12 protein-coding genes are annotated in these 13,996 nt (G+C 71.3%); 1 reads left to right on the plus strand and 11 read right to left on the minus strand.

The features are described 5' to 3' along the window. Positions 1–35: 35 nt before the first annotated feature. Together SRB5_RS12485 and SRB5_RS12490 are read right to left on the minus strand one after the other, a co-directional pair. Positions 36–977: a CU044_5270 family protein gene (locus SRB5_RS12485; RefSeq protein WP_153451873.1), complete on the minus strand. Its 942-nt coding sequence runs from the start codon at positions 975–977 to the stop codon at positions 36–38. After that, complete coding sequence (locus SRB5_RS12490) at positions 970–1,593, minus strand: RNA polymerase sigma factor (protein ID WP_323377808.1); 624 nt, start codon at positions 1,591–1,593, stop codon at positions 970–972. Before SRB5_RS12490 ends, SRB5_RS12485 begins: the two co-directional genes overlap by 8 nt. Before the next feature lie 244 nt (positions 1,594–1,837). Between SRB5_RS12490 and SRB5_RS12495 the strand changes: the two genes are divergently transcribed. Further along, positions 1,838–2,980, plus strand: coding sequence for a DUF7544 domain-containing protein (locus SRB5_RS12495; protein ID WP_153451876.1), 1,143 nt, complete (start codon positions 1,838–1,840; stop codon positions 2,978–2,980). 82 nt (positions 2,981–3,062) lie between these two features. On the opposite strand, the gene SRB5_RS12500 is transcribed toward SRB5_RS12495, so the two are convergent. The 9 genes from SRB5_RS12500 to SRB5_RS12540 all read right to left on the minus strand — a co-directional run bounded on the left by SRB5_RS12500 (position 3,063) and on the right by SRB5_RS12540 (position 13,488). After that, the gene (locus tag SRB5_RS12500; protein WP_153451878.1) at positions 3,063–3,398 is read right to left on the minus strand and encodes a metal-sulfur cluster assembly factor; all 336 of its coding nucleotides are present in this window, start codon (positions 3,396–3,398) and stop codon (positions 3,063–3,065) included. After that, complete coding sequence (sufU, locus tag SRB5_RS12505) at positions 3,395–3,856, minus strand: Fe-S cluster assembly sulfur transfer protein SufU (RefSeq protein WP_323377809.1); 462 nt, start codon at positions 3,854–3,856, stop codon at positions 3,395–3,397. The genes SRB5_RS12500 and sufU overlap by 4 nt, the downstream gene beginning before the upstream one ends. A gap of 15 nt (positions 3,857–3,871) precedes the next feature. Next, positions 3,872–5,134, minus strand: a complete 1,263-nt coding sequence (locus SRB5_RS12510) for a cysteine desulfurase (RefSeq protein WP_323377810.1) — start codon at positions 5,132–5,134, stop codon at positions 3,872–3,874. Further along, entirely contained in the window at positions 5,131–5,895 is a 765-nt protein-coding gene (gene sufC, locus SRB5_RS12515; protein ID WP_153451879.1) for a Fe-S cluster assembly ATPase SufC, read from the minus strand. Before sufC ends, SRB5_RS12510 begins: the two co-directional genes overlap by 4 nt. Before the next feature lie 5 nt (positions 5,896–5,900). Beyond that, complete coding sequence (locus SRB5_RS12520; RefSeq protein WP_153451881.1) at positions 5,901–6,221, minus strand: non-heme iron oxygenase ferredoxin subunit; 321 nt, start codon at positions 6,219–6,221, stop codon at positions 5,901–5,903. Then, positions 6,218–7,396, minus strand: a complete 1,179-nt coding sequence (sufD, locus tag SRB5_RS12525; protein ID WP_153451883.1) for a Fe-S cluster assembly protein SufD — start codon at positions 7,394–7,396, stop codon at positions 6,218–6,220. The genes SRB5_RS12520 and sufD overlap by 4 nt, the downstream gene beginning before the upstream one ends. 126 nt (positions 7,397–7,522) lie before the next feature. Beyond that, a complete protein-coding gene (sufB, locus tag SRB5_RS12530; protein WP_153451884.1) occupies positions 7,523–8,944 on the minus strand; it encodes a Fe-S cluster assembly protein SufB in 1,422 nt (473 codons plus the stop codon). Beyond that, positions 8,941–9,723, minus strand: a complete 783-nt coding sequence (locus SRB5_RS12535; protein WP_407703911.1) for a helix-turn-helix transcriptional regulator — start codon at positions 9,721–9,723, stop codon at positions 8,941–8,943. The genes sufB and SRB5_RS12535 overlap by 4 nt, the downstream gene beginning before the upstream one ends. A gap of 183 nt (positions 9,724–9,906) precedes the next feature. Beyond that, positions 9,907–13,488, minus strand: coding sequence for a S8 family serine peptidase (locus SRB5_RS12540; RefSeq protein ID WP_228389992.1), 3,582 nt, complete (start codon positions 13,486–13,488; stop codon positions 9,907–9,909). Positions 13,489–13,996: the final 508 nt, after the last annotated feature.

Consider the following 13,996-nt stretch of genomic DNA (forward strand, 5'->3'; position numbering starts at 1 on the left):
TCCCCGTGCGCGGACCGGCCCCCGGGTTTCGCCGGTCAGGGGCGCTCGTGGTCGGCGTCGACGACGGCGGTGCGCAGGAACGCGGTCTCCATGAGGACGGCGCCGGTGCCCAGCGTGCGGCCGTCCCTGATCCTCAGGGGTTCCGTGGCCACCGTACGGACGCCGAGCAGCCGGTACGTCCCCGGGTCCAGCAGCATCTCCAGTCGCCCTCCCTCGGTGCCCGGGTCGTCGCGGCCGAGGGCGACGGCGGGGCGGCCGGCCGCGTCCCGCACCGGGCGGTCCGTCACCGTCAGGCCGGGGACGGCGGCCAGGGCCCGCAGCAGCTTCGCCTGGCCGGCGGGGTCGGGGAGGCGGGAGCAGATCAGATACGTGACGGCCCGGTAACTGTGTACGTCCGTCTCCTCCGGCGTCTGGCCCGCCGCGGGGTCGTCACCGGTGCCGGGCATGTTGTCCGGGCCGAGGAAGGCGCGTACGCGGGAGAGGACGGCCCGCGGATCGTCCGGCAGGGTGGCGTCGAAGGCCCACCGGTCCCGGGCCGAGTAGCTGTCGCCGAGGCCGGGGATCTCGTCGGTCCCGGGGTAGGCCCGCCACTGCTCGTCGCGTGCCGTCGCGGTGCCGAGCGTCCGGTTGCGTTCGGTCCTGAGGGTGTAGATCCACTGGTCGGCCCGGGGCTCGGCCACGGTCTGCCGCTCGGCCGCGGCGGCCGCCCGGTGCAGGAGCTCGGCCGGTGTGAGGCGGGGGGCGGCCCGCAGGGGGGCTTCCGCGGTCCTCGGGGTGCCGCTCACGAGGAGCGATACGGCCACGGCGACCGCGGTCACGGCGGCGACGACGGCGGGCACGGTGATCCGCCGGTCCACCGCCCGGCGGGGGCGGCGGGCCGTGACGGCCGTGAGGGCGCGGCGGCCGGCGGCCAGCTTGGCGGGGGTGGGGTCGGGGGCTTCGGTGCGCAGTTCTCGTACGAGCGTGAGCTCATCCATGGGACGTGGCCTCTCGGAGGTCGGCGGCCCGCAGCGGGTCGGGGCCGAGTGCGGCGCGCACCCGGCGGCGGGCGCGGTGGAGACGGGAGCGGACGGTGCCGACGGGGACGCCGAGGGCCTCGGCGACCTCCTGGTAGCTGAGGTCCGCCCAGGCGACCAGCAGCAGGACGTGCCGGTCCCTGGCCGCGAGCCCGGCGAGCGCCCCGGCCAGCGCCTGCCTCGCGGCCTGCGCGGTGACCCGCTCGTCGGCGGCGTCCGCCCACGATTCGGCGACCGGGTCGACGCCGGTGCGGGCCAGCGCCCGCAGCGCCCGTACCTCCGCGCGGCGGTGCTTGCCGATGAGGTTGCCGGCGATGCCGAAGAGCCACGGCCGGGCGCCGGCGCGGGTGTGGTCGTAGCGGCCCCGGGACCGGAAGGCGATCAGGAACGTCTCGGCGGTGATGTCGTCGGCGGGCCCGTCGCCGAGCCGGCGGGCGGCGTACCGGTGGACGCCGGCGGCGTACCGGTCGTAGAGCCGGGCGAAGACTTCGGGCCGCTCCAGCGACTCCCGGACGGTCACGGCGTCGTCGTCGGGCGGTCCCGCACCGGCGGGCTCGGGTGGCGGCGTCTGGGTCACGGATCCCCCGTCGGGTGGTGGGCGGGTGGTACCTTCCACCCCCTCTTCCCCGATGTCCCCTTCCGGGTTCACGCAGCCGGTCCGGAAGCTCCTCCCCGCGCGGGACGGCGGACAGGTCACGGAACGCCACGGACGCGATCCCTGCGTACATGTCATGGACGGCAGGGCGATACGCCCTCGTCGGGGCGCCGGAGGGCCGGTTATGGTAGCCGACGACGAAAGCCGGCGGGGGGAAGGAGAGATCGTGTCGCACGATGCGGGGTGGGGACCTCAGGGGCCGCCGCCGTACGGACAGGGTGTGCCGCCCTACGGCGGGGTGCCGCCGGGAGGCTTCGGCTGGATGCCGCCGCTGCCGCCGAAGCCGGGGGTCATACCCCTGGGGCCGCCGCTGGATCTGGGCAAGATACTCGGCGGCGCCTTCGGCACGCTGGGCCGCTGCTGGACGCATCTGCTCGCGGTCGGCAGCGCGCTGTACGGCGGTCTGCTGGTGCTCATGGGCGTGGTCGCCGGCACCGGCTATCTGATCTTCAAGAGCGCCGTCGACGAGATGGTCGACCAGGAGACGTTCTCCCCCGACGGCACCTCCGTCGGCGCCGCCGTCGCCGTCGGCATCCTGCTGTGGCTCCTCTTCATCGTGCTCGTCCTCTACATCACCGGGGTCCTGACCGCGCTGGTGTACGTCCTGCTGGAGCCGTCGGTCGTGGGCCAGCGGCTCACCGTCCGCGAGGCCTGGCGGCGCGCGCACTCCCGGGCGTGGGCCTGCGTGGGCACCGCGCTGCTCACGGGGCTGATCGTCATGGTGCCGGTGATCGCCGCCGTCGTGGTGATCGTGATCCTGGCGGCGACGGTCGGCCAGAGCAGCGTGGGCCTGGTCGTGCTCCTCGGCATCCTGCTGGGGCTCGGCGCGCTGGGGTACGCGGTGTGGATGGGCATCCGGCTGTCCATGGGGCCGGTGGCCGTGGTGCTCGAGGCGGCGTCGCCGGTGACGGCGCTGCGGCGGTCGGCGCAGCTGGTGCGCGGGTCGTGGTGGCGGATCTTCGGGATCATGCTGCTGGGCTATCTGATCGCGTCGGTGGCCTCGCAGGTCGTCCAGATCCCGCTGCAGATCATCCTGCCGCTCGCGGGCATCGGACTGGGCACGTCCGACTCCGCGGAGGCGGGTCTGGTCGTGGTGCTCCTCCTGATGCTGCTCGTCATGGCCGTGTCGATGATCGCCAGCGTGTTCGTGAATGCCTTCATGCAGCTGGTCATCGGCGTGCTGTACGTCGACCGCCGGATCCGCACGGAGGGCCTGGCCCCCGCGCTGCTGGAGGCGGCGGGGGTGGCCGCGGCGCCGCCCCAGGACCCCCCGTACCCCTACGGCGGTGCCCCCGGCCGGCACGCCTGACCGGAGCGCCCCGGCCGCGAACGCACGACGGGCCGGACACGCGGTATCCCGCGTGTCCGGCCCGTCGCCGTATCCGCCTCGGTCAGACGTTGAAGCCGAGCGCCCGCAGCTGCTCGCGGCCCTCGTCCGTGATCTTGTCCGGGCCCCACGGCGGCATCCAGACCCAGTTGATCCGCAGATCGTTCACGATGCCCTCGGTGGCGGACTTCGCCTGGTCCTCGATGACGTCCGTCAGCGGACACGCCGCCGACGTCAGCGTCATGTCCAGCGTCGCGACGTTGCCGTCGTCGACGTGGATGCCGTAGATCAGTCCGAGGTTCACGACGTCGATACCCAGCTCGGGGTCGACCACGTCGTAGAGGGCCTCGCGGATCTCTTCCTCGCTCGCCGGCTCGGCGACGGCGGCCGTCTCGCTCATACGGTGGTCTCCTTGATCGCGCCGACCGCCTGCGCGGTCGCGTCCTTCCATGCCATCCAGCTCAGCAGCGCGCACTTGACCCGCGCCGGGTACTTCGAGACGCCGGCGAACACGACCGCGTCCTCCAGCACCTCCTCCATCGCGTCGTCGGGCTGGATCTTCCCCTTCGACTGCATCAGCTCCAGGAACACGCCCTGGATCCGCTGCGCCTCGGCGATGTCCTTGCCCACCAGCAGCTCGTTCAGCACGGAGGCGCTGGCCTGGCTGATGGAGCAGCCCTGACCCTCGTACGAGACGTCCTCGATGCGGTCGCCGTCGAGCTTCACCCGCAGGGTGATCTCGTCGCCGCACGTCGGATTGACGTGGTGCACCTCGGCGTCGCCGTCCCGCAAGCCCCGGCCGTGCGGGTGCTTGTAGTGGTCCAGGATGACGTCCTGGTACATCGAATCGAGCTTCACGTCGTGACCATCCCTCTAGCCGAAGAAGTTCCGCACGTACTCCAGCCCCTCGATCAGCGCGTCGACCTCGGCCGGAGTGGAGTACAGATAGAACGACGCCCGCGTGGTCGCAGGAATTCCGTACCGCAGGCAGACCGGCCGGGCGCAGTGGTGGCCCACCCGGACCGCGATGCCCTGCTCGTCCAGCACCTGGCCGACGTCGTGCGGATGGATGTCACCGAGGGTGAAGGAGATCGCGGCACCGCGGTCCTCGGCCGTCGTCGGGCCGATGATGCGCAGGTCGGGGACCTCCTGCAGCCGGCGCACCGCGTACTCGGTGATCGCGTGCTCGTGCGCGAGGATCTTGTCCATGCCGATCGCGGACAGATAGTCCACGGCCGCCCCGAGCCCGACCGCCTGGGCGATCGGCGGGGTCCCGGCCTCGAACTTGTGCGGGGCGGGCGCGTACGTCGAGGAGTGCATGGACACCGTCTCGATCATCTCGCCGCCGCCGAGGAACGGGGGCAGGTCCTCCAGCAGCTCCTGGCGGCCCCAGAGCACGCCGATGCCGGTCGGACCGCACATCTTGTGCCCGGTGAAGGCGACGAAGTCGGCCTCCAGCGCCTGGACGTCCAGCGGCATGTGCGGGGCGGCCTGCGAGGCGTCGACGACGACCAGTGCGCCGACCTGCTGGGCGCGGCGCACGATGGCCTCGACCGGGTTCACGGTGCCGAGGATGTTGGAGACCAGCACGAACGAGACGACCTTGGTCTTCTCGGTGATGATCTCCTCGATGTTCGACAGGTCGAGGCGGCCGTCGTCGGTGAGGCCGAACCACTTCAGCTTCGCGCCGGTGCGCTGCGCGAGCAGCTGCCACGGGACGATGTTGGAGTGGTGCTCCATCTCCGTGATGACGATCTCGGTGTCGTGGTCCACCCGGTAGGGCTCGTCGGCCCAGCCGAGCATGTTGGCGACCAGATTCAGCGACTCCGAGGCGTTCTTGGTGAATATCACCTCGTCGCGGCTGGGCGCGTTGACGAACGCGGCGACCTTGTCGCGGGCGCCCTCGTACAGCGCCGTGGCCTCCTCGGCGAGGACGTGGACGCCGCGGTGCACGTTGGCGTTGTGCCGCTCGTAGTAGGAGCTGAGCGCGTCGAGCACCTGGCGCGGCTTCTGCGAGGTCGCGGCGTTGTCCAGATAGACGAGCCGCTTCCCGTCATGGACCACGCGGTCCAGGACGGGGAAGTCCTTGCGGATCGCCTCGACGTCGTACGGGGAGGCGACGGGCTGGTGTGTCACTGAGGGGTACCGCCCTTCACATAGGCCGCGTAGCCCTCCTCCTCCAGCTTGTCCGCGAGCTCGGCGCCGCCGGACTCGACGATCCGGCCGCCGGCGAAGACGTGCACGTGGTCGGGCTTGATGTAGCGCAGGATGCGGGTGTAGTGCGTGATCAGCAGGGTGCCGACCTCGCCGCTGTCGCGGACGCGGTTGACGCCCTCGGAGACGATGCGCAGCGCGTCGACGTCCAGACCGGAGTCGGTCTCGTCGAGGATCGCGATCTTCGGCTTGAGGAGCTCCAGCTGCAGGATCTCGTGGCGCTTCTTCTCGCCGCCGGAGAAGCCCTCGTTGACGTTGCGCTCGGCGAAGGCGGGGTCCATGGACAGCCGGGCCATGGCCTCCTTGACCTCCTTCACCCAGGTCCGCAGCTTGGGGGCCTCGCCGCGGACGGCGGTGGCGGAGGTGCGCAGGAAGTTGGAGACGGTGACCCCGGGGACCTCGACCGGGTACTGCATGGCGAGGAAGAGGCCGGCGCGGGCCCGCTCGTCGACGGCCATGTCCAGCAGGTCCTCGCCGTCCAGCGTCACCGAGCCGCCGGTGACGGTGTACTTGGGGTGACCGGCGACGGAGTACGCGAGGGTGGACTTGCCGGAGCCGTTGGGACCCATGATGGCGTGGGTCTCGCCCTGCTTCACGGTCAGGTCGACGCCCTTGAGGATCTCCTTGGGGCCGTTCTCGCCCTCGACGGAGACGTGCAGGTCGCGGATTTCAAGCGTTGCCATGTGCTTCAGGACTCCTGGGTGAGGGAGACGAGCACATCGTCCCCATCGATCTTTACGGGGTATACGGGGACGGGGCGCGTCGCGGGCAGCCCGGACGGCTTTCCGGTACGCAGGTCGAAGCGGGAGCCGTGCAGCCAGCACTCGATCTGGCAGTCCTCCACCTCGCCCTCCGAGAGGGAGACGTTCGCGTGGGAGCAGATGTCGTAAACGGCGAACACCTCGCCCTCCGTGCGCACGACGGAGACCGGCGTGTCACCGAGCTCCACCCGCTTCGGGGTGTCCTCCTCGAGCTCGGCGAGCGTGCAGACCTTGACGTAGGAGCTCATGCGGCCGCGGCCCCCAGCTCGGTCTCGATCCGCGCGATGAGGCGCTCCTCGATGTCGTCGATGCCGATCTCCTGGACCAGCTCGGCGAAGAAGCCGCGCACGACGAGACGGCGGGCCTCGTCGGCGGGGATGCCGCGAGCCATCAGATAGAAGAGCTGCTCGTCGTCGAAGCGGCCGGTCGCCGAGGCGTGGCCGGCGCCGACGATCTCGCCGGTCTCGATCTCCAGGTTCGGCACGGAGTCGACGCGGGCGCCGTCGGTGAGCACCAGATTGCGGTTGAGCTCGTAGGTGTCGGTGCCCTCGGCGGTCTTCTGGATCAGTACGTCGCCGATCCACACCGCGTGCGCGTCCTGGCCCTGCAGGGCGCCCTTGTACGTGACGTGGGAGCGGCAGTTCGGCGCCTCGTGGTCGACGAACAGCCGGTGCTCCTGGTGCTGGCCGGCGTCGGTGAAGTACAGGCCGTAGAGCTCGGCCTCGCCGCCGGGGCCCGCGTAGTTCACGCGCGGGTGGATACGGACCGCGTCGCCGCCGAAGGTGACGACGACGGACTTGAACGAGGCGTCCCGGCCGATCAGCGCGTTGTGCTGGGAGCAGTGGACGGCGGTGTCGGCCCAGTCCTGGACGGACACGAAGGTGACCTTGGCGCCGTCGCCGATCAGGAAGTCGACGTTCGCGGCGCGGACGGCGTCGCCGGTGTGGTCGATGACGATCGCGACCTCGGCGAAGGCGCCGATGTCGAACACCGTGTGGCCGTAGGTCGTCCCGCCCTCGCCCTGCAGCCGGATCCGCAGCGGCTCGGCGAGCACGGCCTCCTTCGGCACGGAGATGACCGTGGCCTTCTCGAACGCGGAGTACGCCTGGGCGGCGACCCGGTCGACGGGCGTACCGGCCTTGCCGAGCCGGGCGTCGTCGCGGCCGACGGACTCGACGGTGACGCCCTCGGGGGCGTCCACCTCCACCTTCATCGAACCGTCGGCGGTCGCCGAGCCGTCGTGCAGGCCCTTCAGCCGCTCCAGCGGCGTGAAGCGCCACTCCTCCTCGCGGCCGTGGGGCACGGGGAAGTCCGCCACGTCGAAGGAGGGCGGTGCGCTCATCCGGGTGGCGACGGTGGACTCGGCGGCCACCGCGATGGTTCCGGCGGCGGTTGACCCGGCCGGGATCTTGGCCTCTGACATAGCTGTCGTCGTGCTCACTTTCTGCTTTATCGCTGTCGCCCCCGCTCGCTGCGGAGCCACTCTGTTGGACGGGGTCCGGGGGCGGAGCCCCCGGTTTCCTTCGGCTTCATTCCTCAGCGGAGCGGACTAGCCGACGGCACCTTCCATCTGCAGCTCGATCAGCCGGTTGAGCTCCAGCGCGTACTCCATCGGCAGTTCCTTGGCGATCGGCTCGACGAAGCCGCGGACGATCATCGCCATCGCCTCGAACTCGGTCATGCCGCGCTGCATCAGATAGAACAGCTGGTCGTCGGAGACCTTGGAGACCGTCGCCTCGTGGCCCATCGTCACGTCGTCCTCGCGGACGTCGACGTACGGGTAGGTGTCGGAGCGGGAGATCGTGTCGACGAGCAGCGCGTCGCACAGCACGTTCGACTTGGATCCGGCGGCACCCTCGCCGATCTCGACCAGACCGCGGTACGAGGTCCGGCCGCCGCCGCGGGCCACCGACTTCGACACGATGTTGGACGAGGTGTTCGGCGCCATGTGGACCATCTTGGAACCGGCGTCCTGGTGCTGCCCCTCGCCGGCGAAGGCGATCGACAGGGTCTCGCCCTTGGCGTGCTCGCCCATCAGATACACGGCCGGGTACTTCATGGTGACCTTGGAGCCGATGTTGCCGTCGATCCACTCCATGGTGGCGCCCTCGTAGGCGACGGCGCGCTTGGTGACCAGGTTGTAGACGTTGTTCGACCAGTTCTGGATGGTCGTGTAGCGGCAGCGGGCGCCCTTCTTCACGATGATCTCGACCACCGCGGAGTGCAGCGAGTCCGACTGGTAGATCGGCGCCGTACAGCCCTCGACGTAGTGGACGTAGGCGTCCTCGTCGACGATGATCAGCGTCCGCTCGAACTGGCCCATGTTCTCGGTGTTGATCCGGAAGTAGGCCTGGAGCGGGATCTCGACGTGCACGCCCTTCGGCACGTAGATGAAGGAGCCGCCGGACCACACCGCGGTGTTCAGCGAGGCGAACTTGTTGTCGCCGGCCGGGATGACCGTGCCGAAGTACTCCTTGAAGAGCTCCGGGTGCTCCTTGAGCGCGGTGTCGGTGTCCAGGAAGATGACGCCCTGCTCCTCCAGGTCCTCGCGGATCTGGTGGTAGACGACCTCCGACTCGTACTGCGCCGCGACACCGGCGACCAGGCGCTGCTTCTCCGCCTCGGGGATGCCGAGCTTGTCGTACGTGTTCTTGATGTCCTCGGGCAGGTCCTCCCAGGACTGGGCCTGCTTCTCCGTGGAGCGGACGAAGTACTTGATGTTGTCGAAGTCGATGCCGGAGAGGTCGGAGCCCCAGTTCGGCATGGGCTTCTTGCCGAAGAGGCGCAGGCCCTTCAGGCGGAGCTTCAGCATCCACTCGGGCTCGTTCTTCTTCGCGGAGATGTCCCGGACGACGGCCTCGGACAGGCCACGCTTCGCGGCCGCGCCGGCCGCGTCGGAGTCGGCCCAGCCGTACTCGTACGTGCCGAGCCCGTCGAGCTCCGGGTGAGTGGTCTCTGTGGGCGCAGTCATGCGGGGTTCCTCCCGGCCTTGCTGGTGGTTGGTGGCGTGCTTCCCGCGTGCGGGACGAATGTGGTGCAGACGCCGTCACCGTGGGCGATGGTGGCGAGACGCTGCACATGGGTGCCGAGCAGCTGCGAGAAGACTTCCGTCTCGGCCTCGCAGAGCTGCGGGAACTGCTCGGCGGTGTGGGCCACCGGGCAGTGGTGCTGGCAGAGCTGTTCGCCGGGGGCGCCGGGGGCGCTTCGCGCCGTAGCAGCGTACCCGTCGTCGGACAGGGCCTTGGCCAGCGCCTTCGCCCGCTCCTGCGGCGGGACGCCGGCCAGCTCGGCGGCGTACTTCTCGGCCTGGCCGGCGACCCGGGCGCGGGCGAAGTCGGCGACGGCCGCCTCACCCCGCTCCCCGCCGCCGGCGCAGTGCGAGATCCAGCGCAGGGCGTCGGCGGCCAGCTCGTCGTAGGCCTGGTCGAAGGCGTCCCGGCCGAAGTCGGTGAGCGCGAAGACCTTGGCGGGGCGGCCGCGGCCGCGCGAGCCGTAGACCCGCTGCTGGCGGGCCTCCACCACGCTCTCGGCGACGAGGGTGTCCAGATGCCGGCGGACGGCGGCCTGGGTCAGGCCCAGGCGCTCGGCGAGGGCAGCGGCCGTGGAGGGGCCGTGGTCGAGGATGGAGCGGGCGACCTTGTTCCGCGTGCCGTGCTCGGCGGGCGGGGCAGCGTTCACGGGCAGCGCGGGGCCGGCAGCCGTCACGGCCGCCTCGTCCTGTCCCTGCGGGCGCTCACGCGGAGTTTTCACAACGCCATTGTTGCGTAATTCACGGCCGGGGGACAAGCGGGGTGTGGATCACCTTTGGTGCGCTGCGTCACTTAGGGCCGCCTAAGTGGATACGCGGGGTGCCCGGGCGTTTCCGGACGGTGTCCCGGCGCGCGGGACGGCCCCGCGGGTGGATCCCGCGGGGCCGTCCCAGGTGCTGCGTGATCAGCCGGCCAGGTCCGGGCGGTGACTCACCCGCACCAGGTTGACCAGGCTCTTCCCGGTGACCGCCGGCAGCCGCAGGTTCAGCTGCCCGTCGGTGACCTCCACCGTGAAGCTGCGCGTGAGGGCGCGGTAGCTGCCGCCCGCCTCCAGCGCGACGTCCACGTTGGGGATCTGCTCGGCGTCCTCGGCCATCACGTCGAAGACGCGGGCCCCGGGCTTGGTGCCGCTGAGCTCCGCGAACCCGAGCTCCACCTGGTAGACGCCGTCGGCCACCCCGTCGAAGCGGTACTCCAGCGCCCCGGTCCGCGAGGTCTGGAACAGCGCCTGCTCGTCGGTGCCGGCGACGGCCTTCGTGGTCTGCTGCAGACCGCTGTTGCCGACCCAGCCGTACGAGCCCGCGGTGTACTCCTGGTCCGCGGTCCAGGTGTCACCCAGGCCGTCGACCCGGTCGCCCACATCCTCGGCGCCCGCGTCCAGCGCCGCCTGGTAGGCGGGCACGGCCACGGTCACCGGCACCTCACGGACGGGGGTCCGGCCGCTCTCCGAGGCCACCACGAGGGTGCCCCGCAGCACCGAGCCGGGCTCGGCGCCCGTGGTGTCAAAGGTGAGCGTCACCTGCTGCTCCGCCCCCGCCGCCAGCCGTCCGGAGGCCGGTCCGGCGTCCAGCCACCCGGCGCCGTCCTTCTCGGCCACCGACCAGTCGGCCGCCGAGCCGGCGTTCGCCAGCGTGAAGGTGCGGGTGCGCTGCTGGTCGGCCGGGATCACCAGGGTGTACGCCGAGAGGCCGGCCGGCGCGATCGCACCGGTCTTCAGCGTGACGCCCTCGCGCGACACACCCCGCGGCTCGAGCGCCGCGGTGCGGGCACCCGCCCCGTAGTGCGCGGCGGAGACGTCCACGTCGTACGAACCGGCGGCCGTCACCGGCACCTGCGCCAGATAGGCGCCGTTCTCGTCGGTGACGTCCGCGCCGCTCGCCGTCCCGTCGCGGCTGACGCCGACGGTGGCGCCGGCGACCGGCAGACCGTCGTTGTCGTCCGTGACGACACCGGAGACCACGGCGGACTTGGTGGTCGAGAACTCCAGCGACATCCCGTCGGAGACCACCGGCTGGTTGTACGCGTACAGCATCGCGTCCGTACCGGTGGCGTTCTCCGCCCCGATGGTGGCCGCGGAGCCGTTCTCGTAGTTCCCGGTGCCGATGTCCTTGTAGTGGAAGGAGTACGAGCCGTCCTCACCGATCACGGCGGAGAACGTCACGCGCTGCGTGGTGGCGCTGCCGAACTTGATGTTGCGCCACTCCACCACGACCTCACGGTGCGGGGCGGTGCCGCGCCGGGACGTGTACACACCGGACTCGTCGTCCAGCGTGAAGTTGTCCCAGAACGGGTAGAGCGCGCCGTTCGGCGTACCCGTCGAGGGCAGCGACACGTTGGCTGAGCTGGTGCTGCTGGTGCCGAACGCCAGCACACCCTCCACCGTGGCCGTCGCCGTGCGGTACGTCTTGCCGTACAGCGCGACCGGGAACGGCAGCGCGACCGTACCGGTGCCGGACGTCGTGCCGCTCATCGTCACCTGGGTGTCACCGGCGGGGAAGTCCCCGCCCGAGCGCACCCGGCAGTTGGTGCCCGCGGCGTCGAGCCGGTCCGCGAGGTCCACGTCCCGGACGGTGTCCCCTGCGATCTCCACCGGGACGGTGGTGGGCGAGGAGCAGCGGCCGGCCGGCGTCACGTTGATCTCGTACGTGCCCTGCGGCAGCGTCATCGCGTAGCGGCCGTCGGCCCCGGCGGTCGCCGTCACCGGCGTCCCCTGGGCGACGAGCACGGCGCCCGCCTCGGTGCCGCCGCCGGAGCGCACGGTGCCGGTGAGGGTGCCGCTCGGCGCGGCGTCGACGGTGACGTCCCGGGTCGCGGTCCCGCCCTCGGTGACGGTCACGGTGGCCTCGGCCGTCAGGTAACCGAACTTGGTCACCGTCACCGTGTAGTCGCCGACCATCACCTTCGGCAGCCCGTACGAACCGTCGGCCCCGGTGCGGACGGTCGCCTGCATCGGGCCGGCGAAGCGCACGGTCGCGTCGGCCAGCGGGGCGCCGCCGGAGGTGACGGTGCCGGTCACGGCGCCGAGCGCGCCGCGCGGGGTGGCGCTGACGGCGGCGAAGGCGTCGAGCCGGCCCTCGCCGAAGACGTTGTTGTTCGCCGCGGTGCCGCCACAGGTGGTGGCGTCCACGTCGATCGCCGTCTGGTTCAGCAGCGCCTCCGTCGCGGCCACGTCACCGCGGATCGCGGGCGAGGCGGACCACATCAGCGCCACGGTCGCGGCGGTGTGCGGGGAGGCCATCGAGGTGCCGGACATCGACCCGAAGCCGCTCGGGATCGACGAGCGGACGTTCACGCCGGGGGCGGCCAGGTTCGGCTTGATGCCCCCGGTCTCGCCCGTACCGCGGCTGGAGAAGGAGGCGATGGCGTTGTTGATGTCGAAGGCGCCCGAGGAGTACGAGTTGGTGTACGCGCCCGGGGAGCCCGAGGTGGTGCAGCCCGGGCCGCTGTTGCCGTTGGAGAACGCCGGGAAGATGCCGGCGTCCCGCCACGACTGGACGGTCGCCTTGTACCAGGTGTCGATGACCGTGTTGCCCCACGAGTTGTTCACCACGTCGGGGGCCAGGTCCGGCCGCGGGTTCTGGCCGTTCAGGTCCGTGGGCGCCACCACCCACTGGCCGGAGGCCAGCAGCGACGCCTGCGAGCAGCTGCTGGACTCGCAGCCCTTCGCGGCGATCCACTGCGCGCCCGGCGCCACGCCCACCTGGTTGCCGGCGCCGTCGTCGCCGACCATGGTGCCCATGGTGTGGGTGCCGTGGTTGTTGTTGTCGCACGGCGTGTCGTTGGCGCACATGTTCGCCGGGTCGAACCAGTTGTAGTTGTGGTCGTACGTGCCGTCCGACCGCAGCCCCCGGTAGCCGTCGGCCACCGCCGGGTGCTGATAGGCCACACCGGAGTCGATGTTGGCGACGACGACGCCCTCGCCGCGGACGCCGAGCTCGTTCCACACCCGCGGGGCGTTGATCCGGTCGACGTTCCACTCGATGCCGTCCACGGCCGGCTCGTCCTGCGCCGGCAGCGGGTCGGGGAGCAGGAGCGGGACGTCCGCCTCGATGGCCGCCACCTCGGGCAGGGCGGCGATCTTCCCGGCCACCGCCTTGTCCGCCGTCACCTGCACGGTGTTGGCGATCCAGAAGCTCTTGTACGACGCCTTCTCCCGCTTCAGCAGGGCGCGCAGCTCCGCCTGGCTGCGGTCGGCGTGCTCGGTCTTGGCCTCGTACACGGCACGGCCCTTGGCCGCCTTGGACTTGGCGGCGCGGGCGGCCGACATGTCGGCCTGGGAGTCGAGCTGCACCCAGAAGGTGACCTTGCCCTCGTCACCGAGGTCCCGCAGCACGGCCGCCTCGGCCTTCGCCTGCAGGTCGGACACGGCCTTCGCGGGCGCCGGGGCAGCTTGGGCGGGGCCGGCGCCGACGGCGAGCGGGAGGGTGAGGGCTGCCGCCGTCAGCGCGCTCAGTGCGGCTCTGCGCAGCACGGTGGGTCTTGCCAAGGTTCTCTCCTTCATACGGTCGGTGGGGTCGCCACCGGGATGAGGGACGGGTGCGCTTGTGCGTTGCGCTGTGCGTTTGCGCTGTGCGTGAGACATCACTCGGTCCCGCGCGTCCCGGGGGGTGGGTGCGCGTGGGGGGCGGTCCGAGCCTGGCGGGGGGAGTCTGGGCGGCAAGCGCTTGCCGCCGCCAGGGGGTGAGGCGGTTTTCGGCCAGGGGTGTATATCCCGGGGTGAGGCCTTTGACGGCTCGCTTCCTTTGCCCCTGGGGCGGGTGTGACGTGGCCGTTTGCCGCTCGGACGGTTCACCTCCCCCGATCCCTATGTTGTCCGGTACATGCCCGGATCATCGCGGCGGTGGCTCGCGTGGTGGCGCGTTCTCGCCATCCGGCGGGGGTGGACGTCCTCGGGATGTTGCGGTCCGCGCCGGCTTCTCCGGGCCTTCTGAACCGCCTCCCGGCGCGAGGGCACCGACCCGGAGCCCAGGCAACCCGACACCCCCCGCCCCGTA

The organism is Streptomyces smaragdinus, from assembly GCF_009604385.1.
Lineage (GTDB): Bacteria > Actinomycetota > Actinomycetes > Streptomycetales > Streptomycetaceae > Streptomyces > Streptomyces smaragdinus.